A 23,384-nucleotide genomic window follows, 5' to 3' on the forward strand; every position below is an offset into this window, starting at 1 on the left:
GCCCCGGTACGCCCGAATCCACCAGCCATCGCGCGCGTTCTGGGAAAGAACGGGCAGCCCGCCGGGAGCCGCCGACACTGCGCCGGGTCGAATCGGGCGTACCTGGTCGAATCGGGCGTACCTGGTCGAATCGGGCGTACCTGGTCGGAATTCCCGGCCAGGTACGCCCGATCCCGCTTGGCATCGCGCGCGTTCTGGGAAGGAACGTCTCCCCTCCACAACCGCCCAGGCCTGGAGGCCCGTCCACAGTTCCCGAGATCGGCCCCAGGAGCGGGTGGCTGAGCGGGCATCGTCACGTGCATGAACGAGTCGCTGCCCATCCTCCGAGCCTCCGCCATGCACGAGGCCGGCCTCGACGCCACCACCCTGCGCCGCCGAACCCGGACGCAGGGGGTCGGCCGCCTGGTCCGGGTCGGACCGAACGCCTTCGTCGACGGCGCCGCGTGGGACGCCGCCGGGCCTCGTCAGCGGTACGTCACCCGAGTCTTCGCGCGGCTCGGTCGGCTCGGCACTCGGGCGACGGCGTCGCACCTGTCCGCTGCGGCCCTGCACGGGCTCCCGGCGCTCGGCGGGTGGGACGTCCCGGTGCACGCGACGGTTCCGGAGTCGATGTACCGGGGCAGGAGCGCCGAGCTGATCCTGCACACGAGACCCGTCGGCCGGGGCGAACGGGTCGCAGTCGGTGCGATCGCCGTCACCTCCGTCCCCCGGACCGTCGTCGACATCGCGATGTCCGGCGACCTGCGGGCGGGCGTCGTCATCGCGGACGCCGCGCTGCGACGTGGGTTCGACGACACCGACCTCCGACGAGCGGTTCCTCCGAAGGCCCGCGCCCGAGCCCTGGCGCAGCAGGTGCTCGACCTGGCCGACGGTCGCTCCGGGTCGCCGGCCGAGTCGCTCGCTCGGGTCGTGTTCCGGGAGCTCGGGCTGCCCGAGCCGGTGCTGCAGCAGGAGTTCGTCGTGGACGGCCGTCGGTCCGCGGTCGACTTCTGGTTCCCGGACCACGGGGTCATCGTCGAGATCGACGGACGGGCCAAGTACTCCCAGGAGCGCTACCTGGGCGGCCGGAGCCCGACCGAGGTGTTCCTCGACGAGAAGCGGCGGCACGGTCGATTGCTCACCGTGCCGGGTGTCCGGACGATCATCCGGCTCGAGTGGCGAGACCTCTTCGACCTCGATGCGCTGGCGCTGCGACTCCGGGCGGCGGGGCTCCCGTGCGCGGTCCGCCCGGTCCGGAGCGCTCGACGCCGCACGGGGTGACCGTTCGGCACCGGTGAACCGGCACAGCACGCTCTGGCTAGCGTGGCGGCATGGCAGTGCAGGAGATCTGGCTCGTCCGTCACGGCGAATCGGTCGCGAACGTCGCAGCGGCCCGGGCCGAAGCAGCGGGAGACGACGCCATCGACGTCGAGTTCCGGGACGCCGACGTCCCGCTCAGCCCGCTCGGCACCGATCAGTCTCGCGCCCTCGGGCAGGAGCTCGCCGACCGCGGGATCGACGACGTCCCCGTCGCGCTGTGGGTGTCGCCGTACCTCCGTGCACAGCAGACCATCGCGATCGCGTTCGAGGCAGCCGGCCTCGCCGAACCCGAGAAGCGGGTGGACGAGCGGCTGCGCGACCGCGAACTGGGCGTCCTCGATCTGCTGACCATGCAGGGCGTCCGCAACCGGTACCCGGACGAGGAACGCCGCCGGCAGTGGCTCGGCAAGTACTACCACCGGCCTGCGGGCGGGGAGTCGTGGGCGGACGTGATGCTCCGGCTCCGGTCGCTCCTCGGCGACGTCGAGCGGGTCGAAGGTGCCGAGCGCCTGGTGATCGCCGCGCACGACGCCGTCGTGATGCTCGTCGTCGCGGTGTGCCTCGACCTCGACGAGCCGGCGCTCATGGAGTTCGCCCGGACCCACGCCGTCGCGAACGCCTCCCTCACCCGACTCCGTCGCGACGCCGGATCGCCGTGGGTGCTCGAGGAGTTCTCCTCCGTCGGACACCTGGACGACGACGAGGTCACCCAGCACACCGGCCGGAAGGACGACGAACATGTCCACTGAACCCGTCACCCCGAACTTCCTGCGGGACTGGCCACTGCCCGAACCCGGTGCCGGCAAGTACGGCCGCGGGCAGGTGCTCATCGTCGGCGGCGCCGCTCGGACCCCCGGCGCAGCGATGCTCTCCGCGCTCGCCGCACTCCGGGTCGGCGCCGGTCGTCTCACCCTGGCGGTCGGCCGGAGCGTCGCGAACGAGGTCGCGGTCGCCGTGCCCGAGTCCGGGGTCGAACCCCTCGACGAGGACCAGGACGGACACATCGCCGTCGGTGCGATCGAGGGCATCGCCGACAGCGCATCGAGTGCCGACGCCGTGCTGGTCGGGCCGGGGCTCGACGAGCCGGACGGTTCCCGTGACCTCGTGGCCGGACTCGCCGACGTCGTTGGTCCGCACACCACCGTCGTGCTCGACGCCTTCGCCCTCGGGGTGGCCGCCGACGTGCGGGACCGCCTGGAACCGCTGCGGGGACGGCTCGTGATGACGCCGAACTCCGGCGAGGCCGAACGCCTGCTCGGGCGGGAGTGCAGCGACGACGACGTGGCCGACGCCGTGGCGATCGCGAACCGGTTCGGCGCGGTCGTGGCCCTCGGTGACGCCATCGCCACACCGCAGGGTCGGGCGTGGCTCAAGGGCACCGGCTCCGGCGGTCTCGGCACGAGTGGCAGTGGGGACGTGCTGTCCGGAGCGGTCACCGGCCTGCTCGCCCGCGGCGCCGATCCGGCACAGGCCGTGGCGTGGGCGTCCTACGTGCACGCTGCCGCAGGCGACCGACTCGCGGTGCAGGTCGGGCCGCTCGGGTACCTGGCGAGCGAACTCGTGACCGAGATCCCGCGGGTCCTGGTCGAGCTGGGGGCCTGAGCCCGCCCGTTCTTTCCCAGAACGCCCGCGATACCTGGTGCTTCCGGGCGTACCTGCCGAGAACTTCCGACCGGGTACGCCCGAAACGACCTGGTACGCCCGAAACGACCAGGCCGCCCGCCGCCCGCCACTCGCCCCACGGCACTACCCCTGCAGGGACTCCACGGCCTTCTCGATCCGCCGTGCCCGGGTCTCCGGGGCCTTCGCCTGCGTGACGGGGTCGGCGAGTGCCCGCTGCCGCGAGTTCGAGAGGGTGTCGAACGCCGCACGCACGCCGGCCTCCTGCAGCGCGGCGGCCAGGTCCTCCGGCAGGTCGACGGTCCGGGGCAGGGTGTCGACCTCGAGTGCGACCTCGACGGTGTCCCCGGCGGCGATGCCGGCGGCCTCGCGGTGCGAGGCTGACAGCGGCACCAGGAACTGCTCGTTCATGACCCCGACGGTGGAGCGGTAGGTGTAGCCCCGGTTGATCGTGACGACCACCGCGGGGCGCTTGCCCGATCCGAGCGCCTCGATGACGGACTCCGGGACGGGGAGTCCGGTCGCCGTCTTCCGTGCTTGCAGGACCGTCGTCGTGAACCGCATCCGTGCCTCCAGGCCTGATGTGGGCGCGACCATGCGCCCAGAACGAGCAAATCGTACAGCCGCACCCGCTGTTCCGCCGCCGTTCACCACGGGAGCACGGGCCGGAAACCGGCCGCGTCCACGATCGACCAGAACCCGGACCCCCGGTCACCTCAGCACCTTCCCCCACCCGAAAGGCCCACCCGTGCAGCACAAGCGCACCCTGGCCGGCATCGCCCTGGCCGCCGCAGCGATCGTCACCCTCGCCGGATGCTCGGCGACGAGCTCCGCGACCGCCGGCTCCGACGGCGACGCCGACTGGAAGACCGCCACCAGTGCCGAGACCGCCGGCGGCATGGACGCCCTCGTCAAGGCAGCCAAGGCCGAGGGCCAGCTGAACGTCATCGCGCTGCCGCCGTCGTGGGCCAACTACGGCAAGATCATCGACGGCTTCACGAAGAAGTACGGCATCAAGATCAACTCCGCGAACCCGAACGGCTCGAGTGCCGACGAGGTCGCCGCGGTGAAGTCGCAGAAGGGCCAGTCCACCGCGCCCGACGTGCTCGACCTCGGCAACGCGGTGCTGCAGGAGAACCTCGACCTGCTCGCCGACTACAAGGTCGCGAACTGGGACGACATCCCCACCGACCTGAAGGAGAAGGACGGCGCGTGGACGCGTGACTACACCGGCCTGATGTCGATCGGGTACGACTCGTCGAAGATCTCCGACGCCCCGAAGGACCTGCAGGACCTGCTCGGCAGCGAGTACAAGGGCAAGGTCTCGATCGCGGGCGACCCGACGCAGGCCAACCAGGCCGCCTCTGCCGTGTACCTGGCGGCGCTCGAGAACGGCGGCTCGGCCGACGACATCACGAAGGGCGTCGACTACTTCGGCGACCTGAAGAAGGCCGGCAACTTCCAGAACGTGCTGCCGACGCAGGCCACGGTCGCCTCGGGTGAGACCCCGGTCGTCATCCAGTGGTCCTACAACAACCTGGCCTGGGGCCCCGCCGCCGGTGGATCGGGCAACAAGGACTGGAAGACCGTCGTCCCCGAGGGGCAGGCGCTCGGCTCGTACTACTCGCAGGCCATCACCAAGGACGCTCCGCACCCCGCGGCCGCGCGCCTGTGGCAGGAGTACATCGCCAGCCCGGAGGCCCAGAACCTGTACCTGCAGGCCGGCGCCTTCCCCGCCACCCTGTCGGCGATGGAGAAGTCCGGCAAGGTCGACCAGGACGCCCTCGACGCCGCCGGTGGCGCGCCGAAGGACTACGTCGAGCTGACCGACGCGCAGGTCGCCGACGCCGCGAAGGTGCTCAAGGCCAAGTGGTCCTCGACGATGGGGTCCTGAGCAGCATGACCACCGCATCGGCAGACGCGCCCGCGGCGAGCGCTCCGAGCACCGTGCGCCCGGCGTCCGCGCCCGCGCCCGCCGATGCCGTCCGTCGCGGCGCCGGACCCCGTGTCCGGCGTCGCGTCGGCCTCGCCTGGCTGGGGCTGACGCCCTTCGCCGCCTACGTCCTGCTGTTCCTCGCCGTCCCCGCCGTGATCGCGATCGGCAGTGGCTTCTTCGACGGCTCCGGAGCGTTCACGTTCGCGAACCTCGCGGCCTTCGCCGACCCGTCCGTGCTGCGGGCGTTCGGCGGGTCGTTCGGCCTGTCCGCCGCCTCCGCGGTCATCGGTGCCGTGCTCGGCGCGGTCGTCTGCTGGGCGCTCTCGGCACTGCGGCCGGACGGGCTGGTCCGGTCGATGATCGACTCGGCGGCGAGCGTCCTCGCCCAGTTCGGCGGCGTCATGCTCGCGTTCGCGTTCATCGCCACGATCGGCGTGCAGGGACTCGTCACGACGTGGTTGGTCACGGTCTTCCACGTCGACCTCAACGCGGACGGCGCCTTCCTGTACACCGTGCCCGGGCTCGTGATCCCCTACGTCTACTTCCAGGTGCCGCTCATGGTCCTCACGTTCATGCCCGCACTCGAGGGCGTCAAGGTCCAGTGGGGCGAGGCCGCCGCGACCCTCGGCGCCTCGCGCCTGACGTACTGGCGCCGGATCGCGTTGCCGGTCCTGGCGCCGGCGTTCTGGGGGTCGCTCCTGCTGCTCTTCGCGAACGGCTTCTCGTCGTTCGCCACCGCTGCGGCCCTCATCTCGCAGGGCGGCATCGTGCCGCTCACGATCCGCACGCAGCTCACCAGCGAGACGCTCGTCGGCTTGCAGAACGTCGCCGGGGTGCTCGCGTTCGGCATGGTCCTCGTGATGGCGGTCGTGATGGGCGCCTACTCGCTGCTGCAGCGCCGAGCCGCCAGGTGGCAGCGATGAGCGCGGCGGCCCCGGTCCGCCCGGCGCAGCCTGTTCGGCTCGGAGGCCCGTCCCGCGTCCGCCGCTTCGGCACGGCGCCGTCCCGTGGTGCGGCGGTGACCGTGCTCACCGTGATCGGGCTGCTGTTCGCCGTCCCGCTGGTCGCCCTGCTGCAGTTCACGTTCCGGCAGGGCACCGACGGCGGCCTGACCTTCGCGCACTGGGCGGCGATCGGCGACCCGGTCAACGCGTTCACCTACCAGCCCGTGTTCGACGGGCTCGGGGCGTCGCTGCTCATCGCCGTGATCACCGTCGGGATCGTGCTGCTCGTGCTGCTGCCTGCCCAGATCATCACCGCGCTCCGCTACCCGAGGCTCCGACGCATCCTGGAGTTCGTCTGCATCGTGCCGATCACCGTGCCGGTCGTGGTGCTCGTCGTCGGGTTCATCCCCGTGTACCAGGTGGTCTCGCAGGTCTTCGGCTCCGGCGCCTGGACGCTGGCGTTCGCGATCGGCATCGTCACGCTGCCGTTCGCGTTCCGCCCGATCGCTGCCGCCATCACCGCGATGGACCTGATCGTCCTGTCCGAGGCGGCCCGCTCGCTCGGTGCCTCGTGGTGGACCGTCACCTGGCGTGTGCTCCTGCCGAACCTGCGCCGGGGCATCACCGCCGCGTGCTTCCTCACGATCACCGTCGTCCTCGGCGAGTACACCCTCGCCGCGTTCCTCTCCCGCAGCACGTTCCAGACCGGGCTCGTGCTCGTGCAGGGGACCGACCCGTACGTCGCCGCGATCTTCTCGGTCGCCGCGCTCGTGTTCGGCTTCGTGCTGCTCGTCCTCATCGGCCGCATCGGGACCCGTCGCACGGGCCGAGCCCGCCGCACCCGCACCACCCGTCGTCCCCGCAACCAGGAGTCCGCATGACCGTCACCGCTCCGGCAGCCCCGGCGTCCCTCGCCACCACCGGTGCCGTCGTCGAACTCCACGCCGTCGAGAAGCACTACGGCGCACACCGGGCGCTCGCGGGACTGTCCCTCCGTGTCGAGCCGGGGGAGTTCGTCTCGCTGCTCGGCCCGTCCGGCTGCGGCAAGACGACGGCGCTCCGCGCGCTCGCGGGTCTTGAGGCGATCGACGCCGGCTCCATCCGCATCGACGGCCAGGACGTCGCCGACACCCCGGTCAACAAGCGCGACATCGGCATGGTGTTCCAGCAGTACTCGCTGTTCCCGCACATGACGGTCCGGCAGAACGTCGCCTTCGGCCTCGAGATGCGCCGGGTCCCCGCCGCCGAACGCAGGAGCCGCGTGGTCGAGGCCCTCGACATGGTCCACCTCGGCGAGTTCGCCGAGCGCTACCCGCACCAGCTCTCCGGTGGGCAGCAGCAGCGCGTCGCCCTGGCCCGTGCCCTGGTCACCCGCCCGCGGGTGCTCCTGCTCGACGAGCCGCTGTCGGCCCTGGACGCGAAGGTCCGGGTCTCGCTGCGCGACGAGATCCGCCGCATCCAGAGCGACCTCGGCATCACCACGGTGTTCGTGACGCACGACCAGGAGGAAGCGCTCGCCGTCTCCGACCGGATCGCCGTGATGCAGGCGGGCGACATCGAGCAGATCGGCACGCCCGAGGAGCTCTACCGCACCCCGTCGTCGGCCTTCACCGCGGACTTCGTCGGTCAGTCGAACCGGCTGCAGGGCGACCTGCGCGGGGGCGACGTCTTCGTGTACGGGTTCCGGGTGCCTGCCCTCGACTCCTCGGCTCCGGACGGCCCGGTGCTCGCCTACGTCCGGCCGGAGGACATCGCCTTCGCCCCCGAGGGCATCACCGGCACCGTCGTCACCTCGAGCTTCCTCGGGTCGATCCGCCGCACCACCGTCCGCCTGGACGACGACACCGTCGTGACCGTCCAGCACGAGGTCGGCGACCGCCGGGCCACCGGCGACCCCGTCGCCGTGCGCCTGCTCGGCGCACCTGTGGCGGTCGCGCCGCTCGTGTAGTCGCGACGACGTTTCGCGCTGCGCGACAGTCCACGCGCGACCAGATGCGTGGACTGTCGCTGTGCACGAAACGTCGGGGGACGCGGACGGGAGGCCCGTGGCGGCCTGGCACCGCGCCTCCAGGCCGGTGGGGTCAGCGCTGGAAGCGCGCCTCGCGCTCGTCCGCCAGCCCGGCCTCGACGCGTGCCCGCATGTTCTCCGACATGTCGGGCAGGGCGTCGAGCCGAGCCCAGAACGCCTCGGTGTTCTCGCCGTCGGCGGGGTTCGGCGTCCCGGAGACGTACCGGCAGGCGAAGACCAGGTCGAGGTACTGCGACCGGTCGCCGTTCGGGTAGGTCATCTCGGGCAGCACCTGCACCCAGGCCAGGCGTTCGGCGACGGCGACGACGTCGGCTTCCTCGAGGACCTCGCGTTCGGCGGCCACGGCGGGTTCCTCGCCCGGGTCGACGATCCCGGTGACCGGGGTGTAGGCACCCGTGTCGGCCCGTCGCACCACGAGCAGTTCGCGCTCGGCGCCGGAGCCGCGCGTCACGATCGCGCTCACGCCCGACAGCCAGAGCGGCGCCGTGCCGATCTTCTCGCGCAGGGACAGGACGAAGTCGGGGGTCGGCATGCCCCCACGCTACCCACACGCCCCCACGCTACCCACACGCCCCCTGTCGCAGACTGGTCATGACCAGTAGGCTGGGTGTGTGGAGATCATCATCCTGCCCACGCCGGACGAGGTCGGTCGCGTCGCCGCGGCCAAGATCGCGTCCGTCGTCGCCAAGAAGCCGTCCGCCGTCATCGGTCTCGCCACCGGATCCAGCCCGCAGGGCATCTACACCGACCTGCAGCGCCGGGTGCAGGCGGGCGAGATCTCGTTCGCCGAGGCCCGTGGGTTCGCCCTCGACGAGTACGTCGGCATCCCGCTCGAGCACCCCGAGTCCTACGCGGCCGTGATCGCCCGCGACGTCGTGGCGCCCCTCGGCTTCGACGCGTCGCGCGTGCGGGTGCCGGACGGCCGTGCCGCCGACCTGGAGTTCGCGGCCAAGGAGTACGACGCCGCGATCCGTGCCGCCGGTGGGATCGACGTGCAGATCCTCGGCATCGGGGCCAACGGCCACATCGGGTTCAACGAGCCGACCTCGTCGTTCGCCTCGCGCACCCGCATCAAGACCCTCGCACCGTCGACCCGTGACGCCAACGCGCGCTTCTTCGACTCGCCCGAGCAGGTCCCGACGCACTGCATGACGCAGGGGCTCGGCACCATCCTCGAGGCCCGCGAGCTCGTCCTCGTCGCCCAGGGCCCGACGAAGGCGGCGGCCGTCGCCGCTGCGGTCGAGGGGCCGCTCAGCTCCTTCGTGCCCGGCTCGGCCCTGCAGCTGCACGAGCACGCGACCGTCGTCGTCGATGAGGAAGCCGCCGCCGGGCTGCAACTCGCCGACTACTACCGCTACACCTACGCGAACAAGCCGGCCTGGCAGCGGTTCGAGTAGGCCGCCGCCGGCGTCTTGCTCAGACGCCGCCGTCTTGGTCAGACGCCGGCGTCTTGCTCAGACGCCGCCCGAGCACTGACACGCCGCCGAATTCGGGGGCGTGTCGATGGCTGCAGGGCGTCGCACGCGCACGCCGGCGTCTTCCGGCCAGGTCCGGTGTTCAGGCGCGCGCGGCTGCGGCGAGGCGGCTGAGCGCCTCGTCGAGGGTCTCCGCCGAGCACCCGAAGTTCAGCCGCGCGAAGCCCCGGCCCTGCCGTCCGAACGCCGGGCCGGAGCCGAGCGCCACCTTCGCCCGGTCGACGAGCTCCGCCGCGGGGTCGTCGCCCCACGGCAGCGCCCGCAGGTCGAGCCACGCCAGGTACGACGCCTGCGGCTGCCGGTACTCGGCGCCGGGCAGCACGCCGCCGATGCGCTCGGCCAGGGTGCGTCGGTTCGCGGCGAGCTCGGTGAGCAGTGACGCCAGCCACGGCCCGCCCTCGCTGAAGGCCGCGACGCTCGCGGTGTAGCCGAGGATGCCGGTGCGCTCGACGACCTCGGTCGGCAGGCCGTCGAACCAGCCGCGGGCCCGCTCCGAGGCGCCGATCATCATCGCGCACTTCGTGCCGGCGAGGTTCCAGGCCTTGCTCGCACTCGTCAGGGCGACGCCGAGCGATGCGGCCTCGGGGCAGGACTCCAGGAACGGGGTGAACACCGCGTCGGCGTGCACGAGCGGCGCGTGGATCTCGTCCGACACCACGACGGCGTCCCACTCGGCGGCGAGCTGGGCGAGCGCGACGAGGGAAGCACGGTCGTGCACCAGGCCGAGGGGGTTGTGCGGGTTGCAGAGCAGCACCGTGCGGGCTCCGTCGGCGAACGCCTGCGCGAGGCCGTCCAGGTCCATCCGCCAGCCGGCCGTGGTGTCGAAGGGGTCGGCGGGACCGGCTGGTGCGAGCAGCGGGACCTCGGTGACGGTGCCGCCGGCCTCGGACACGTACTCCCAGAACGGCGGGTACACGGGCGGCATGATGACCACCTGGTCACCCGGCTCGATGACCCGGCGCAGCACCTCGACCGCCGCGACCGACACGTCCGTGGTGGTGCGGACGAGATCGGGGTCGACCCGCCATGCCCACCGGCTCTCGGCGAAGTCGGCGAACGCCTCGGGCAGTGCCCGCCCGTGCCCGACGTACCCGGTGTCGCCGTTCGTCACCGCGGTGACCAGGGCGTCGCGGATCGGCTCGGCGAGCATGCTGTCCATCTCGGCGACGAACATGGGGAGCACGTCCGGCGGGAAGGCCGTGTACTTCTCGCTCGTGCGGGACCGGTACGCATCGAAAACGGACACCATGACGCTCATGCGCCCATCCTGACAGCGAGCCCCGCCGGGCGCGAGGGTGGTGGTCAGGCCGGGCGGAGCCCCGCCAGCAGCACCTCGACGTACCGGTCGGCACCGTTCCGTGCGACACTCGCCCGATGGTGGGGGTGGACGACGCAGCGACGGACGACCCGGTGGGTTCGGAGTACGCGCGGCTCGAGCGGGAGCGCCGGAGGGGCCGCGGTGCCCGGGGGGAGCGCCGCGTCGCGCTCGCCGCGGTGTTGGTGCTCTGCGTCGTTCCCGTCGCGATGTTCGCCACGATCGTCTCGACGCTGCGCCTGTTCGGGGACAACGTCGAGAGTCCCGGTGCGGTCCACACCTACGAGTTCCTGCTCGTCCTCGGGCCCGTCGCCTTCTTCGTCGCCGTGTTGTTCGACGTCCGGACGGGGCGCACCGGCGTCGTGGTGACCGCCCTCGTCACGGCACCGATCGTGCTCGTCGCCGCGTACGTGCTCGCCGTCCCGCAGGGGCGCTGGAACCAGACGGACAGCGACCCCGGGCGGGATCGCCACGTTCCGGCCTGCTTCAGCGGCACGGACGACTGTGCGGAGTACGGCGGCTGACCCCGAGCCCGTACGGAGCCCGTCGCCGAACCCGACGTGAACAGCGGGAGAGCGCTCGGTGACGAAAGCGGCATCCCCCGTCCGAGGGGGCTAGCGTCACGAACGTGAACCGATCTCGCGTGCACCGTCGCCCGCTCGTCCGTCCGCTCCCGCTCGCCGCGGTGGCCACGATCGCCGCACTGCTGGGCACGGGGATCGTCGCCGCGCCGGCGGTGGCCTCGCCGTCGACGCAGGCCGGACCGACCGTGACCGATCCGGCTCGGTACGTCGACCCCTTCATCGGCACGAGCAACAACGGCAACACCTGGCCAGGGGCCACCGCGCCGTTCGGCATGGTGCAGTGGAGTCCCACCGGTACCGCGGGCGATCAGACCTCGACCCCGGTCGCGAACGGCTACTCGTACGACGTGAACCGGCTGCGCGGCTTCAGCCTGACGCACCTCAACGGGGCCGGGTGTGCTCCGGGTGCTGCCGGGGACGTGCCGATCATGCCGGTCACGACCCCGGTCACGACCTCGCCGTCGGCCGACGCGAAGGACGCCGTCTACGCCGCCGGGTACTCCCACGACCAGGAGTCCGCGAGCCCCGGCCGCTACGGCGTCACGCTCGACAACGGCGTCCGCACCGACCTCGCCGTCACCACGCGTGCCGGCGTCGGCGCGTTCACGTTCCCGGCCGGCAAGGACGCGAACCTGCTGTTCCGGACCTCGAACTCGATCAACGGCAGCGAGGCCGCGATCACCAGCGTCGACCCCCGCACCCGCACGGTCAGCGGCAGCGTCCTGACGGGCGGCTTCTGCAGCCGCCGTGCGAACGGCGGCGGCGCCACCAACCCGGACCGCCGCAGCTACTACCGCCTCTACTTCACCGCGACCTTCGACACGGCGTTCGCGAGCACCGGTACCTGGAAGGACGGCACGGTCCAGCCTGGAGGCACGTCCTCCTCCGGTGGGGAGGGTTACCTGACCGGCGCCGACCGCGCCGGTCGCGGCTCCGGCGCGTGGGTCGGGTTCGACGCGCGTCGCGGAGCGACGGTGCAGGCGAAGATCGGCATCTCGTACGTGAGCGCGGCCGGAGCGGTCGCCAACCGTGACGGCGAGGTGACCAAGCGATCAACCGTCGCCAGCGTGGCGGCCGCCACACGGGCCTCCTGGAACCGTGAACTGTCGCGCCTGCGCGTCGGCGGCGGCACGGCGGACCGGACCACCCAGCTGTACACGTCGGTCTACCACGCACTCATGCAGCCGAACACGCTGAACGACCGCGACGGGCGCTACCTCGGGCCGGACCTGCGGGTGCACCGGATGGACCGCGGACACCGGGCCGTCTACGGCACGTACTCCGGGTGGGACCAGTACCGGGCGCAGATCCAGCTGCTCGCGCTGCTGCGGCCGGACGTCGCCGGGGACATGGCGCAGTCGATGCTCCGGTTCGCCGAGCAGAACGGCGGCGTGTGGGACCGGTGGCTGCACCTCGGTGCACCGACGCACGTGATGACCGGCGACCCCTCGGCCGCGACGCTCGCCACCTGGTACGCCATGGGGGTCCGGAACTTCGACGTCCGGGCCGCCTACGCCTCGCTCAAACGCCAGGCGACGGTCGAGAACGCGGACGCCGAGAGCGACATCGGGTGCCCGGGGCAGTGCCTGGCGCAGCGCCCCGCACTCGACGAGTACCTGGAGCGGCAGTACGCGGCGAACGACGACTGCTCCTGCTGGGGTGGAGCGGCCGAGACCCTCGAGGACTCGATCTCCGACAGTGCGCTCGGGTACTGGGCGGGGGCGATGGGGCTCCGCTCCGACGCCCGGATGTTCGCCGAGCGGGGGACCTACTGGAAGAACACCTTCAACGCCGCCGTCGGGTACCAGGCCGCGCGGCAGGCCGACGGCTCGTGGACGCCGGGCTGGTCGCCGTCGACGGGGACCGGCTTCGCGCAGGGCACCAGCGCGCAGTACACCTGGCTCGTGCCGCAGGACGTGCAGGGGCTGTCGAGCGCGCTCGGCGGTGACGACGCCGCGGTCGCACGGCTCGACGACTTCTTCCACGACGCCTCGGGCAACTGGGCCGTCACGGGCGGCGACGCGACAAAGTTCGACCCGACGAACGAGCCCGACATCCACACGCCGTGGATGTACAACGCGCTCGGCAAGCCCTGGAAGACGCAGGAGACCGTGCGGCAGGTCGTGGACGACGCCTACTCGACCGGCCCGGGCGGCCTGCCGGGCAACGACGACCTCGGCACGATGAGCGCCTGGTACGTCTTCGCCTCGATCGGCCTGTTCCCGCAGACGCCCGGGCGAGCGGAGATGCTCATCGGCAGCCCGACGTTCAGCACGGTCGACATCCGGCGCGCAAGCGGCGAGCGGATCGTCATCCGATCAACCGGGACCGAGCCGTACGTGCAGGGAGCCCGGTTGAACGGGCGGACCCTCGAGCAGTCATGGGTACCGGCGTCGTTCGTGACGCGGGGCGGCACGCTGTCGCTCCGGGTCGGGGACACGGCGGACACGGGTTGGGCGAGCGGCGAGCGGGGGCGGCCGATCGACCGGTGAACACACGCTGCGCGCCTCAGCGCAGCTCGCGCCCGCCGCCCCACACACGCTGCACCTCGAGCGACGGCGACAGCGCCACGAGGTCCGCGGCGAACCCCGGCGCCAGCCGACCCAGGCGGTCGCCGAGCCCGAGCGCCGCGGCCGGCACGCTCGTCAGCGCCGCCACCGCCTCGGGCAGGGTCCGCCCGGCGAGCGAGACCGCGTTGCGGAGCGCCACGTCCTGCGTCAGCGTCGACCCCGCGATGGTCTCGGTCCCCGCGACGTGCGCGACCCCGTCGGTCACCGTGACGTCGAGCGACCCGAGCCGGTACGAGCCGTCCGCAGCGCCGGCGGCACCCATCGCATCGGTGATCAGCGCCACACGACCCGGTGCCGCCCGGAAGAGCGTGTCCGCCACGACCGGGTGCACGTGCACGCCGTCCAGGATGAGCTCGAGCGTCACGCGGTCGTCCGCCACGGCAGCGCCGATCGGCCCCGGTGCGCGGTGGTGCAGCCCGGGCATCGCGTTGCACGCGTGGGTCAGGATCGTCGCCCCGGCGTCGAAGGCGGCGCGGGCCTGGTCGTAGGACCCGACCGTGTGGCCGACGGCGACCGTGACGCCGGCCGCGACGAACCGACGGACGGCGTCGAGGGCTCCGGGCAGCTCGGGCGCGATCGTGACCTGGCGGAGGACGCCCTCGCCCGCTCCGAGCAGCGCGTCGACCGCGGCGGGCGTCGGATCGATCAGGAACGACTCGTTGTGCGCACCCTTGTTGTGCGGGGACAGGAACGGTCCCTCCAGGTGCACACCGAGCACGAGCGGGTCGGTCGCCATCACGGCGCGGACGCGCGCCAGCGACGCCGCGAGGGCGGGCACCGGGTTCGCGACGAGCGACAGGACGGAGCGGGTCGTGCCGTGCGAACGGTGCATCTCGAGCGAACGGTCGAACGAGTCGTCCTCGTACGCCTCGGTCGCCCCACCGTGCCCGTGCAGGTCCACGAAGCCGGGCGTCAGGACCCCGTCGCCCAGGTCGACGACCCGGTCGGCCGCGGGGGCCTCGGGGCCGGAGCCGGTCGCGTGGATCGTGTCGCCGACGACCAGGACCCAGCCGTCGGCCGTGGTGCCGGCCGCGTCGACGACGCGGGCTGCGCGGACCAGCGTGCGCCGGGCCTCCTGGCCGGTCTGGAGGCCCGTGGCGCTCATGCGGTCTCCTTGCGGAACGCGATCACGCCGCTCAGAGCGGCGATCACGATGAAGACGATCCCGACGACCGGGTGACCGATGGAGATCCAGGTCGCGCCTGCGGCGACGACCAGGGCGACCTCGACGATGGTCTTGCCGACGATGTCGGTCTCGATCGGGGACCGCGGCGACCGGAAGAAGTACCAGACGACCGCGGCGAACAGCGGGGCGCCGACCACGAACAGGTAGCCGGGGAGCGGGAGCTGCCACGACCAGTAGCCCCAGAAGGCCAGGGACAGCAGGCCGAACACCATCACGGCGATCCGCAGGACCATCCAGGCCTCGAACCGCCGTCGCGGCTGCCGGACGGCTGCCGGGTCGGGAACCGATTCCCAGTCGACGGGGGACTGCGGGGCGTTGGTCATGGTGCTGCCTACTTGAAGATGATGGTGCGGGCGCCGTCGAGCAGGACGCGGTCCTCCGCGATCCAGCGCACCGCCTGGGTGAGCGTGCGGGACTCCTCGTCCTGCCCGATGGACACCAGCTCGGCTGGTTCCTTGGTGTGGTCGACGCGGACGACGTTCTGCTCGATGATCGGGCCCTCGTCGAGGTCACTCGTCACGAAGTGCGCGGTCGCACCGATGAGCTTGACCCCGCGTGCGTGCGCTTGCCGGTACGGGTTCGCGCCCTTGAAGCCGGGCAGGAACGAGTGGTGGATGTTCACGGCACGGCCCTCGAGCGCGGCGCAGAGCTCGGGTGACAGGATCTGCATGTAGCGGGCGAGGACGACGAGCTCGATGTCGTGCTCCTCCACCGCCTGCAGCACGCGTCGCTCCATCTGCTCCTTCGACTCGGCGTCGGTGACCGGGCGGTGCTCGAACGGCACGGAGTAGAACGCGGCGAGCTCGGACAGGTCCGCGTGGTTCGACAGGACGAGGGGGACCTCGATCGGCAGCTGTCCGCCGCGCTGCCGGTAGAGCAGGTCGTTCAGGCAGTGGCCCGCCTTCGACACCAGCACGAGGGTGCGCAGCGGACGACCGACGACGTCGAGCTGGACGCGGGCGTCGTAGCGGGCGGCGACGGGGGCGAGCGCTGCCTCGAAGGCGGCGCGGTCCACCGGCGCCATCACCTGCAGGCGCATGAAGAACGTGTTCGTGTCGGCGCTGGAGAACTGCTGCGACTCGGTGATGTTGCCCTGGGCGGCGACGATCGCTCCGGAGACGGCGTGCACGATCCCGGGCTGGTCGTCGCAGACGAGCGTCAGGGTCCAGTGTGTGGGGGTCGGGTCGGTCACCGGATCAGGGTACCGGCCGCCGGGGACGTGCTTCGTGAGCAGGAACGGTCGAGTGGGAAGCGGCGACTCGACCGTTCCTGCTCACGAAGCGTCAGTCGTCGGCGTCAGGCGTCGGCGTCGGGAGCGACGACGTCGTGACGGGAAGGCGCGCGTCGCCCAGGAGCGAGGCCGCTGCGTCAGCGCCGGTGCGCGAGCAGGCGGCGGACGAAGTAGACCTCCATGCACAGGGCCAGGACCGTCGCGGCGATGCCGATGCCGACGTACGCGGAACCCCGGTCGGCGTTGGCGATCGCCGCGATCGGGATGCCGACGCAGAGGATTCCGCAGATCACCACGTTCCAGACCGCGCCTGCCTTGGTGCCGCTGCTGAACCCGCCGCCGTTCGTCATGCCTGCGACGCTACCGGTCCGCGGTTGGCGAGGGGCCCCAGGACGTCGGGAGATCCTCGAGTGAGCAGAGGACGTCGGGTGCGGGGTACGACCCGTCGTCTTCTGCTCATTCGGCGTCGACGTCGGGCGCAGCGGCGGTGGCGTTGGGCGCAGCAGTGGTGGCCTGCCCGGCGTCGGCGTCCCGCAGGCGACGGTCGGCCAGGGTCAGCACCGTCAGGAGCACCGCGACGCCGAGGATCACCCACGCCAGCACGTGCAGGTCCGGCGTCGTCGGAGCCTGGCCGAACACACCGCCGATGAGCGAGGACGCCGCGATCGCCCCGATGTACACCGCGGTGCGGGACAGCCCGGCCGCGGTGCCGATGTACTCCGCGGGGACGAGGCGGTACAGCGCCGCCTGGTTCGACACCGATGCCAGGGCCTGCGGCACCCCGAACAGTGCCGGGGTCAGGGCGAGCAGGACGACGGGCGACCCGGTGTGCAGGAAGAGCAGGAGCACACCGCCGAGGATCGGCACCAGCGCGGCGACGACGAGTGGCCCGCGGATCGCGGTCTTCCGTGCGACCACGAACGAGGCCACCCCGGCGACGATCGCGGCCGGCAGCTGGATGTACCCGGCGACGTCGCTCGGGTAGCCCGCGACGTCCTGCACCCACTGCGAGAACCCGTAGGTCATCGTGTAGGCGAGCAGGTACGTCAGGAACAGGCGGCCGTACGTGCGCGACAGGGCACCGTTCCGGGCGAGCAGCCGCACATCGACGAACGGTCGCACGGCCCGGAGCTCCCACGCCACCAGGGCGACGAGCAGCACGACGGCCACCGCGAGCAGCCACCACAGCCCGGCGGACAGGTCGAGCAGGAAGACGAGCAGCGCCGAGACGGTCCCGGTCATCAGCACCATGCCGAGCGGGTCGAGCGCCTGCAGCACCGGCAGGTCGGCGTCGTCACGTGGACGCAGCCGGTCGGACGGCAGCCAGAGCGTCGCCACGACGATGCCGAACACCGCGAGCGGCACGTTCACCAGGAAGATCGCATGCCAGCCGAACGCGGCGATGAGCGCCCCGCCGAGCGGTGGGCCGGCGGCGGCGGACACGAGCGACGTGATCGACAGCGCCCCGAGCACGAGCGGCGGCGTCGGCCTCCCGATCCGGGCGGAGTGCTGCCGGAGCGTGGTGAGCGCCGCCGGGTACGCCGACGACGTCCCGATGCCGATGAGCACCCGGGCGAACACCGCACCGCCGAACCCGGTCAGGACCTCGGGCACCACCCCGGCGATCCCGACGATGACGAGCCCGGTCAGGAACACCTTCTTCGGGCCGAACCGGTCGGCGAGCTTGCCCATCGTGGGCTGCGCGATCGCGCTCGCCAGGTACAGGGCCGCGACGAGCCAGATCGCCTGCGCCGCACCGATGCCCAGGTCGCGGGAGATCGGGGTGAGGGCGACCGACACCATCGTGGTGTTGATCGGGTTGAGCAAGGGTCCGACGAGCACCGGGATGAGGAGCTTCGGACCGAAGCCGCTGGCCGTGGTCGTGTCGGGGGTCGTGGTGGTGGTGGACGTGAGAGCGCTTCTTCCGGTTGCAGGACTGGGCGACGGGTGCGGGTCAGGGATCGACGATCGGCCCGAGCAGGTCCATCGCCCGCGCGACGACGCGGCGGTCCGCCTCGGGCAGGGTCGCGAGCCGCTCGGCGAGCTCGTGGTTCCGCGCGGCCCAGGCGGCCTGGCGTGCGTCCCGGCCGGCCGCCGTCGCGCTGACGATCGACCGCCGGCCGTCCGTCGGGTCGGCCTGCCGCACGGCCAGGCCGAGGTCGACCAGGGCCTGGACGGTCGCGCCCATCGACTGCGGTCGGACACCCTCGGCTCGCGCCAGGTCGGCGATGGTGGCCGGCCCGTGCCGCAGCAGGCGTCCGAGGGCGGCGGTCTGCGACGCCGTGACGTCGTCCGACTTCGAAGCCAGCAACGAGCGCCGCAGCCGTCCGTGCATCGTCAGGACGGCGTCGGCCAGGTCGGTCGGGTCGGTCTCCGGTGCGTCGGTCACGCCCCGGAGGCTAGTCCTTCACCAGCCCACCTTGCAAGGTTGCCTTCCGATATCGTTCAGGGAACGGCGGAACCGTCGTCGCCGGCGTCCGGCTCGAGCAGCGGGAGCAGGGTCGCCGAGATCGGTTCCGCACCGTCGCCGAACCACGCGTTGCTCGCCCGGACGATCGGGTGCGCGCGTGCCAGCAGCGCCTCGCCCTGGTCGGTCAGCCGCATCCGGGAGGCCCGTCCCCGGCCCGGTGCGGCGCCCCGCTCCACGAGTCCCCGCGTCGAGAGCCCCCCGACGAGCGTCGTCATGCTCTGCGGCCGGACGCCGACCGCCCGCGCCAGGTCGGCCTGGCTGAGCTCGCCGGCCGCCGCGAGCTGGATGAGCGCCCCGAACTCGACGGGCGTCAACCCGAGCGGCGCCAGCTCGGCCGCGAGTCGGCGGGAGAGCGTCCGTGCGGCCCGGATCACCGTCCACGCCACGATGCCGTCGACGTCGTCGCGCGGGGCTGGGAGTTCCTGGGGCACGGGGCGATCGTACCGGCGTACATTCTGGTATCAGGAAACTGATACCAGAACGGGTCGGTCGGACAGGAGCAGACATGGGCGAGATCGTGGCGGTCACCGGCGTGACCGGGGACGTCGGGGGCAAGACGGCGGACCTGCTGCGGGCGGCAGGGGTGACGGTGCGAGCTGTGGTCCGACGACCTGAACAGGTCGACGCGCTCCGGACGCGGGGCATCGACGGCCGCCTGGCCGACCTGGACGACGAGGACGCACTCACCGCGGCGCTCGACGGGGTCGACCGGTTCTTCCTCGTGACGCCGGTCAGCCAGCGGCAGCGCGAGCAGGGCACCACCGGGGTCCGTGCGGCGCAGCGGGCCGGGGTCGGCCGGATCGTGCAGCTGTCGGGTGGGGACGCCGCCGAGCACTCCCCGATGTCGTGGGCGAGCGCCGCCTGGCACATCGACCGGCTGGTGCGCGAGAGCGGGCTGGCGTGGACGATCCTGCACCCCTCGTCGTTCATGACGAACGTGCAGCCCTCGGCGCCCGCGATCCGACGGGGGTGGTTCCCGCACACCACGGGCAGCGGGGTGATCGGCTGGATCGACACCGAGGACATCGCCCGGACCGCCGCCCGGGTGTTGACGGAGGACGGCCACGACGGCACCGAACCGGTGCTCACCGGGCCGGACCTGCTCGACGCGCGGGGTGTCGCCGCCGCGCTCACCGCAGGGCTCGGCCGACCCGTGCGCGCCCTGCACCTGCCGAGCCGTGTCTACGCCGGTGTGCTGCGCCTGAGCGGGGTGCCCGCCTGGCAGGCCGAGGGGCTCCGACAGCAGTTCGGCCGGGTCGTCCGCCGCGGCCTCGACGGCGTCGACGTGATGAGCGACGACGTCCTGCGCATCACCGGCACCGCACCCCGGAGCCTGGCCGACTGGGCGCGAGCCCACCGCGACGACCTGCTGGGGTGATTCGTCGCGCGGGAGGTGATCCGGGCCTCCAGGCCGTGGGCAGTCAGCGCGACGTGAGCGTGACGACCAGGTGCTCCTGCACGTAGCCGAGCCAGTCGTAGACGTCGCGCAGGCCGACGCCCGCGTCGGCCTCGACGGAGCGCTCCTCGTCGTCGGCGTCCTCGATGCCCAACCGGTCGGCGATCGTCAGCCGCAGGTCCGTGAGGGTGCGGAGCCACGCCTGCTCGTCCTCGGCGTCGAGCGAACCGTCGCGGGTGCCCGTCAGCCAGTCGTGCACGATCGAGGCGTTCGTCGTCTTCTGCGTGAGCAGATCGGACTGCGTGTACTTCCGGAACTCCGCGCTCGCCTCGTCGTCACCCGGGTAGGCGTCCGGGAACATCCGCTCGCTGATCGGGTCGGTGGACAGGTCGCCACCGAGCACCTGCCGCAGCTGTTCGGTGAGCGAGGCGAGCAGGTCGCGCTCGCCGGAGGACAGGCCGAGGTGGACGCCGTCGGCGCGGCGGACGAACGGGATCACGCTTCGGGGGCCTTGTCGACGGTCGCCTGCAGCCCGTAGCCGTGCATGGACTGCACGTGGGCCTCCATCGATTCGCGCGGGCCCGACGCCACGATCGCCCGACCGTCGTCGTTCACCTGGTGCATGAGTCGCTCGGCCTGCTCGCGCGAGAACCCGAAGTGCCGCTGGAAGACGTAGGTGACGTACGACATCAGGTTCACCGGGTCGTCCCACACCACCGTGACCCACGGGGTGTCCGCCCGCGCGCTGGTCCGTTCGTCCGTGGTGGTCCGTTCGTCCACGTCGGGCGAGAGCAGCGTCATGCATCCAGGGTGACACAGGGCGGGGTCGCTCGGTACGATCGTCAGGTCGCGACTGGCGTTGGATGGGTCACCATCGGGGAGCGACAAAGACACGGTGCGCGGCCGTACGCCTGGGCTGCACCGACCGACCGTCCGAGTGCGACCAGCTGGTCGTCCGCACACCGTAGGAGTCCCGTGTCCATTGCCGATCTGCCCCCGTTCGTCTCCGACTCGGCCGAGGTGGCCGAGCAGGCCGCCGCCCGCGCCGCGTTCAACGCCCCGCTCACCGAGGTCGACCCCGAGATCGCCGCCGTCCTGCAGCAGGAGCTCGGCCGCCAGCGCGACACCCTCGAGATGATCGCGTCCGAGAACTTCGTGCCGCGCGCCGTGCTCGAGTCGCAGGGCTCCGTGCTCACCAACAAGTACGCCGAGGGCTACCCGGGCAAGCGCTACTACGGCGGCTGCGAGTACGTCGACGTCGCCGAGCAGCTCGCCATCGACCGTGCCAAGGCGCTCTTCGGTGCCGAGTACGCGAACGTGCAGCCGCACTCCGGTGCCACGGCCAACGCTGCTGTCCTGCACGCCATCGCCTCGGCCGGCGACACCATCCTCGGCCTCGAGCTCGCCCACGGCGGTCACCTGACCCACGGCATGAAGCTCAACTTCTCCGGCCGCATCTACAACGCCGTGGCGTACGGCGTCGACCCCGAGACGTTCGAGGTCGACTACGACGACATCCGCGCCAAGGCCATCGAGCACCAGCCGAAGGTCCTGATCGCCGGTTGGTCCGCGTACCCCCGCCAGCTCGACTTCGCGAAGTTCCGCGAGATCGCGGACGAGGTCGGCGCGAAGCTCTGGGTCGACATGGCGCACTTCGCCGGCCTCGTCGCCGCCGGTCTGCACCCGTCGCCGGTCCCGCACGCCCACGTCGTCTCGTCGACGGTCCACAAGACCCTGGGTGGCCCCCGCTCGGGCATCATCCTGTCGAACGACGAGACCCTGTTCAAGAAGCTGAACTCCGCGGTCTTCCCGGGCCAGCAGGGCGGCCCGCTCATGCACGTGATCGCCGCGAAGGCCACCGCGTTCCTGCTCGCCGGCACCCCGGAGTTCAAGGACCGTCAGGAGCGCACGATCCGTGGCGCCCAGGCCCTCGCCGCCCGCCTGACCGCCGACGACGCCAAGGCCGCGGGAATCGACGTGCTCACCGGCGGCACCGACGTGCACCTGGTGCTCGTCGACCTGCGCGCGTCCGAGGTCGACGGCAAGCAGGCCGAAGACCTGCTGCACGAGGTCGGCATCACCGTGAACCGCAACTCCGTGCCGTTCGACCCGCGCCCGCCGATGGTCACCTCGGGTGTCCGCATCGGCACCTCGGCGCTGGCGACCCGCGGCTTCGGCGACGCCGAGTTCACCGAGGTGGCCGACATCATCGCGCTGACCCTCATGCCGAACCCGGACGTCGCAGCGCTCTCGGCCCGCGTGAAGGTCCTGACCGACGCGTTCCCGCTCTACGCGTGAGCGGTTCGGTCAGCGCGGCGCTCCCGCGCGAGCTCTGGGCCGGTGAAGGGAGTGCCGTCCGCATCGACGGCACGGCCCTCGCCGCCCGGACGCTCGACGAACTCCGGGGCCGGATCGACCGCCTGCACGAGCACGGCATCCGTCCGGGCCTCGGCACGATCATGGTCGGTTCGAACCCCGGCTCGATGTCCTACGTCGCGGGCAAGCACCGCGACTCGGCGTCGATCGGGCTCGACTCGCACCGCATCGACCTGCCCGAGACGGCGTCCGCTGCCGACATCCGGGCCGCGATCCTGCAGATGAACGACGACCCCCGGGTCACCGCGTTCATCGTGCAGCTCCCGCTGCCGCAGGGCATCGACCCGACGCCGATGCTCGAGCTGATGGACCCGGCGAAGGACGCCGACGGCCTGCACCCGACGAACCTCGGCGAGCTGGTGCTCGCCGTGCCCGGTGGTGCCGGCACGATCGACGCACCGCTGCCGTGCACCCCCCGGGGCATCGTCGCGATGCTCGACGCGTACGAGATCCCGATCCGTGGTGCGCACGTCACGATCATCGGCCAGGGGCTGACCGTCGGGCGGCCGCTCGGTCTGCTGCTCACGCGGCTCGAGGCGACCGCGACCCTGACGCACTCGCTGACCGCCGACGTCGCCGCGGAGTGCCGTCGTGCCGACATCATCGTCGCCGCGGCCGGGGTCGCCGGGCTCGTCAAGCCCGACTGGGTGCAGCCCGGTGCCGCCGTCATCGACGTGGGGATCACCCGCGTCGTCAACGAGGAGACCGGCAAGGCGAAGCTGCACGGCGACGTCGACCCCGCGGTCGCATCGGTCGCGGGCTTCCTGTCGCCGACTCCCGGTGGTGTCGGGCCGATGACCCGCGCGATGCTCATGAAGAACGTCGTCGAGGCCGCCGAGCGCCAGCTGTCGTAGCGCGCGGGGTCGCGCGCTGCCTGCGCTCGCGTGCTGGTCGCGTGCTGATGGTGTGCAGCGATGGTCGGGTGCCGTCGTCGCACCCGACCATTGCTGCAC

25 protein-coding genes and 1 riboswitch are annotated in these 23,384 nt (G+C 72.1%); of the genes, 13 read left to right on the forward strand and 12 right to left on the reverse strand.

Going from position 1 to position 23,384, the window contains the following annotated elements:
• Positions 1-300 precede the first annotated feature (300 nt).
• The 3 genes from DEJ27_RS13835 to DEJ27_RS13845 are packed head-to-tail and all read left to right on the forward strand — an operon-like array spanning position 301 to position 2,901.
• Positions 301-1,260 (forward strand): hypothetical protein, encoded by a 960-nt coding sequence (locus tag DEJ27_RS13835; protein ID WP_110861878.1) that lies wholly within the window; start codon positions 301-303, stop codon positions 1,258-1,260.
• A gap of 50 nt (positions 1,261-1,310) precedes the next feature.
• Positions 1,311-2,048: a histidine phosphatase family protein gene (locus DEJ27_RS13840; RefSeq protein WP_110861876.1), complete on the forward strand. Its 738-nt coding sequence runs from the start codon at positions 1,311-1,313 to the stop codon at positions 2,046-2,048.
• A complete protein-coding gene (locus DEJ27_RS13845) occupies positions 2,038-2,901 on the forward strand; it encodes an NAD(P)H-hydrate dehydratase (RefSeq protein WP_071245375.1) in 864 nt (287 codons plus the stop codon). Before DEJ27_RS13840 ends, DEJ27_RS13845 begins: the two co-directional genes overlap by 11 nt.
• Before the next feature lie 144 nt (positions 2,902-3,045).
• On the opposite strand, the gene DEJ27_RS13850 is transcribed toward DEJ27_RS13845, so the two are convergent.
• Positions 3,046-3,483: a YdeI/OmpD-associated family protein gene (locus DEJ27_RS13850; protein ID WP_111091208.1), complete on the reverse strand. Its 438-nt coding sequence runs from the start codon at positions 3,481-3,483 to the stop codon at positions 3,046-3,048.
• Positions 3,484-3,667: 184 nt separating this feature from the next.
• Between DEJ27_RS13850 and DEJ27_RS13855 the strand changes: the two genes are divergently transcribed.
• The 4 genes from DEJ27_RS13855 to DEJ27_RS13870 are packed head-to-tail and all read left to right on the forward strand — an operon-like array spanning position 3,668 to position 7,747.
• The gene (locus DEJ27_RS13855) at positions 3,668-4,813 is read left to right on the forward strand and encodes an ABC transporter substrate-binding protein (protein ID WP_110861872.1); all 1,146 of its coding nucleotides are present in this window, start codon (positions 3,668-3,670) and stop codon (positions 4,811-4,813) included.
• Positions 4,814-4,818: 5 nt separating this feature from the next.
• Positions 4,819-5,778: an ABC transporter permease subunit gene (locus DEJ27_RS13860; protein ID WP_258370366.1), complete on the forward strand. Its 960-nt coding sequence runs from the start codon at positions 4,819-4,821 to the stop codon at positions 5,776-5,778.
• Complete coding sequence (locus tag DEJ27_RS13865) at positions 5,775-6,680, forward strand: ABC transporter permease (RefSeq protein WP_181430166.1); 906 nt, start codon at positions 5,775-5,777, stop codon at positions 6,678-6,680. Before DEJ27_RS13860 ends, DEJ27_RS13865 begins: the two co-directional genes overlap by 4 nt.
• The gene (locus DEJ27_RS13870; protein WP_111091211.1) at positions 6,677-7,747 is read left to right on the forward strand and encodes an ABC transporter ATP-binding protein; all 1,071 of its coding nucleotides are present in this window, start codon (positions 6,677-6,679) and stop codon (positions 7,745-7,747) included. Before DEJ27_RS13865 ends, DEJ27_RS13870 begins: the two co-directional genes overlap by 4 nt.
• Positions 7,748-7,880: 133 nt before the next feature.
• On the opposite strand, the gene DEJ27_RS13875 is transcribed toward DEJ27_RS13870, so the two are convergent.
• A complete protein-coding gene (locus tag DEJ27_RS13875; RefSeq protein ID WP_027466654.1) occupies positions 7,881-8,360 on the reverse strand; it encodes an NUDIX domain-containing protein in 480 nt (159 codons plus the stop codon).
• A 79-nt stretch (positions 8,361-8,439) separates the two neighbouring features.
• Here DEJ27_RS13875 and nagB point away from each other — a divergent pair, with 79 nt between their 5' ends.
• Entirely contained in the window at positions 8,440-9,225 is a 786-nt protein-coding gene (nagB, locus tag DEJ27_RS13880; protein WP_111091212.1) for a glucosamine-6-phosphate deaminase, read from the forward strand.
• Between the two features lie 160 nt (positions 9,226-9,385).
• Here nagB and DEJ27_RS13885 read toward each other — a convergent pair whose 3' ends face one another.
• On the reverse strand, positions 9,386-10,561 hold the full coding sequence (locus DEJ27_RS13885) for a MalY/PatB family protein (RefSeq protein WP_111091213.1): 1,176 nt from the start codon (positions 10,559-10,561) through the stop codon (positions 9,386-9,388).
• Positions 10,562-10,677: 116 nt separating this feature from the next.
• Here DEJ27_RS13885 and DEJ27_RS13890 point away from each other — a divergent pair, with 116 nt between their 5' ends.
• Positions 10,678-11,142 carry a hypothetical protein gene (locus DEJ27_RS13890; protein WP_146244704.1) on the forward strand — a complete coding sequence of 155 codons (465 nt, stop codon included), beginning with the start codon at positions 10,678-10,680 and terminating at the stop codon, positions 11,140-11,142.
• A 104-nt stretch (positions 11,143-11,246) separates the two neighbouring features.
• On the forward strand, positions 11,247-13,694 hold the full coding sequence (locus tag DEJ27_RS13895; RefSeq protein ID WP_258370367.1) for a GH92 family glycosyl hydrolase: 2,448 nt from the start codon (positions 11,247-11,249) through the stop codon (positions 13,692-13,694).
• Between the two features lie 16 nt (positions 13,695-13,710).
• Here DEJ27_RS13895 and nagA read toward each other — a convergent pair whose 3' ends face one another.
• The 7 genes from nagA to DEJ27_RS13930 all read right to left on the reverse strand — a co-directional run bounded on the left by nagA (position 13,711) and on the right by DEJ27_RS13930 (position 19,090).
• Positions 13,711-14,877 (reverse strand): N-acetylglucosamine-6-phosphate deacetylase, encoded by a 1,167-nt coding sequence (nagA, locus tag DEJ27_RS13900; RefSeq protein WP_111091216.1) that lies wholly within the window; start codon positions 14,875-14,877, stop codon positions 13,711-13,713.
• On the reverse strand, positions 14,874-15,281 hold the full coding sequence (locus DEJ27_RS13905; RefSeq protein ID WP_111091217.1) for a YrdB family protein: 408 nt from the start codon (positions 15,279-15,281) through the stop codon (positions 14,874-14,876). Before DEJ27_RS13905 ends, nagA begins: the two co-directional genes overlap by 4 nt.
• Before the next feature lie 8 nt (positions 15,282-15,289).
• Positions 15,290-16,150, reverse strand: coding sequence for a formyltetrahydrofolate deformylase (purU, locus tag DEJ27_RS13910; protein WP_110861849.1), 861 nt, complete (start codon positions 16,148-16,150; stop codon positions 15,290-15,292).
• Between the two features lie 176 nt (positions 16,151-16,326).
• On the reverse strand, positions 16,327-16,539 hold the full coding sequence (locus DEJ27_RS13915) for a hypothetical protein (RefSeq protein ID WP_110861847.1): 213 nt from the start codon (positions 16,537-16,539) through the stop codon (positions 16,327-16,329).
• Positions 16,540-16,645: 106 nt separating this feature from the next.
• Positions 16,646-18,031 carry an MFS transporter gene (locus DEJ27_RS13920; RefSeq protein ID WP_220035395.1) on the reverse strand — a complete coding sequence of 462 codons (1,386 nt, stop codon included), beginning with the start codon at positions 18,029-18,031 and terminating at the stop codon, positions 16,646-16,648.
• A gap of 112 nt (positions 18,032-18,143) precedes the next feature.
• Positions 18,144-18,578: a MarR family winged helix-turn-helix transcriptional regulator gene (locus tag DEJ27_RS13925; RefSeq protein ID WP_220035396.1), complete on the reverse strand. Its 435-nt coding sequence runs from the start codon at positions 18,576-18,578 to the stop codon at positions 18,144-18,146.
• A 56-nt stretch (positions 18,579-18,634) separates the two neighbouring features.
• A complete protein-coding gene (locus tag DEJ27_RS13930) occupies positions 18,635-19,090 on the reverse strand; it encodes a MarR family winged helix-turn-helix transcriptional regulator (RefSeq protein WP_111032312.1) in 456 nt (151 codons plus the stop codon).
• A gap of 74 nt (positions 19,091-19,164) precedes the next feature.
• Between DEJ27_RS13930 and DEJ27_RS13935 the strand changes: the two genes are divergently transcribed.
• Entirely contained in the window at positions 19,165-20,037 is an 873-nt protein-coding gene (locus tag DEJ27_RS13935) for an NAD(P)H-binding protein (RefSeq protein WP_111091218.1), read from the forward strand.
• Between the two features lie 43 nt (positions 20,038-20,080).
• Here DEJ27_RS13935 and DEJ27_RS13940 read toward each other — a convergent pair whose 3' ends face one another.
• Positions 20,081-20,554 carry a DUF2017 family protein gene (locus tag DEJ27_RS13940; RefSeq protein WP_027466644.1) on the reverse strand — a complete coding sequence of 158 codons (474 nt, stop codon included), beginning with the start codon at positions 20,552-20,554 and terminating at the stop codon, positions 20,081-20,083.
• Positions 20,551-20,856 (reverse strand): ATP-dependent Clp protease adapter ClpS, encoded by a 306-nt coding sequence (clpS, locus tag DEJ27_RS13945; RefSeq protein WP_071245350.1) that lies wholly within the window; start codon positions 20,854-20,856, stop codon positions 20,551-20,553. Before clpS ends, DEJ27_RS13940 begins: the two co-directional genes overlap by 4 nt.
• A gap of 38 nt (positions 20,857-20,894) precedes the next feature.
• Positions 20,895-20,979: riboswitch (ZMP/ZTP riboswitch) on the forward strand.
• A gap of 96 nt (positions 20,980-21,075) precedes the next feature.
• Between clpS and glyA the strand changes: the two genes are divergently transcribed.
• Together glyA and DEJ27_RS13955 are read left to right on the forward strand one after the other, a co-directional pair.
• Positions 21,076-22,353 carry a serine hydroxymethyltransferase gene (glyA, locus tag DEJ27_RS13950; protein ID WP_017888107.1) on the forward strand — a complete coding sequence of 426 codons (1,278 nt, stop codon included), beginning with the start codon at positions 21,076-21,078 and terminating at the stop codon, positions 22,351-22,353.
• Positions 22,350-23,285 (forward strand): tetrahydrofolate dehydrogenase/cyclohydrolase catalytic domain-containing protein, encoded by a 936-nt coding sequence (locus tag DEJ27_RS13955; protein ID WP_111091219.1) that lies wholly within the window; start codon positions 22,350-22,352, stop codon positions 23,283-23,285. The genes glyA and DEJ27_RS13955 overlap by 4 nt, the downstream gene beginning before the upstream one ends.
• Positions 23,286-23,384: the final 99 nt, after the last annotated feature.

This window comes from Curtobacterium sp. MCPF17_018, assembly GCF_003234135.1.
GTDB lineage: Bacteria > Actinomycetota > Actinomycetes > Actinomycetales > Microbacteriaceae > Curtobacterium > Curtobacterium flaccumfaciens.

Coding starts and splice junctions, on each gene's coding strand:
- DEJ27_RS13915 (WP_110861847.1), bottom strand. CDS start 16,539: ATGACGAACGGCGGCGGGTTCAGCAGCGGCACCAAGGCAGGCGCGGTC.
- DEJ27_RS13865 (WP_181430166.1), top strand. CDS start 5,775: ATGAGCGCGGCGGCCCCGGTCCGCCCGGCGCAGCCTGTTCGGCTCGGA.
- DEJ27_RS13860 (WP_258370366.1), top strand. CDS start 4,819: ATGACCACCGCATCGGCAGACGCGCCCGCGGCGAGCGCTCCGAGCACC.
- DEJ27_RS13890 (WP_146244704.1), top strand. CDS start 10,678: ATGGTGGGGGTGGACGACGCAGCGACGGACGACCCGGTGGGTTCGGAG.
- DEJ27_RS13845 (WP_071245375.1), top strand. CDS start 2,038: ATGTCCACTGAACCCGTCACCCCGAACTTCCTGCGGGACTGGCCACTG.
- nagA (WP_111091216.1), bottom strand. CDS start 14,877: ATGAGCGCCACGGGCCTCCAGACCGGCCAGGAGGCCCGGCGCACGCTG.
- DEJ27_RS13850 (WP_111091208.1), bottom strand. CDS start 3,483: ATGCGGTTCACGACGACGGTCCTGCAAGCACGGAAGACGGCGACCGGA.
- DEJ27_RS13935 (WP_111091218.1), top strand. CDS start 19,165: ATGGGCGAGATCGTGGCGGTCACCGGCGTGACCGGGGACGTCGGGGGC.
- DEJ27_RS13840 (WP_110861876.1), top strand. CDS start 1,311: ATGGCAGTGCAGGAGATCTGGCTCGTCCGTCACGGCGAATCGGTCGCG.
- DEJ27_RS13885 (WP_111091213.1), bottom strand. CDS start 10,561: ATGAGCGTCATGGTGTCCGTTTTCGATGCGTACCGGTCCCGCACGAGC.
- clpS (WP_071245350.1), bottom strand. CDS start 20,856: ATGACGCTGCTCTCGCCCGACGTGGACGAACGGACCACCACGGACGAA.
- DEJ27_RS13835 (WP_110861878.1), top strand. CDS start 301: ATGAACGAGTCGCTGCCCATCCTCCGAGCCTCCGCCATGCACGAGGCC.
- DEJ27_RS13870 (WP_111091211.1), top strand. CDS start 6,677: ATGACCGTCACCGCTCCGGCAGCCCCGGCGTCCCTCGCCACCACCGGT.
- DEJ27_RS13905 (WP_111091217.1), bottom strand. CDS start 15,281: ATGACCAACGCCCCGCAGTCCCCCGTCGACTGGGAATCGGTTCCCGAC.
- DEJ27_RS13875 (WP_027466654.1), bottom strand. CDS start 8,360: ATGCCGACCCCCGACTTCGTCCTGTCCCTGCGCGAGAAGATCGGCACG.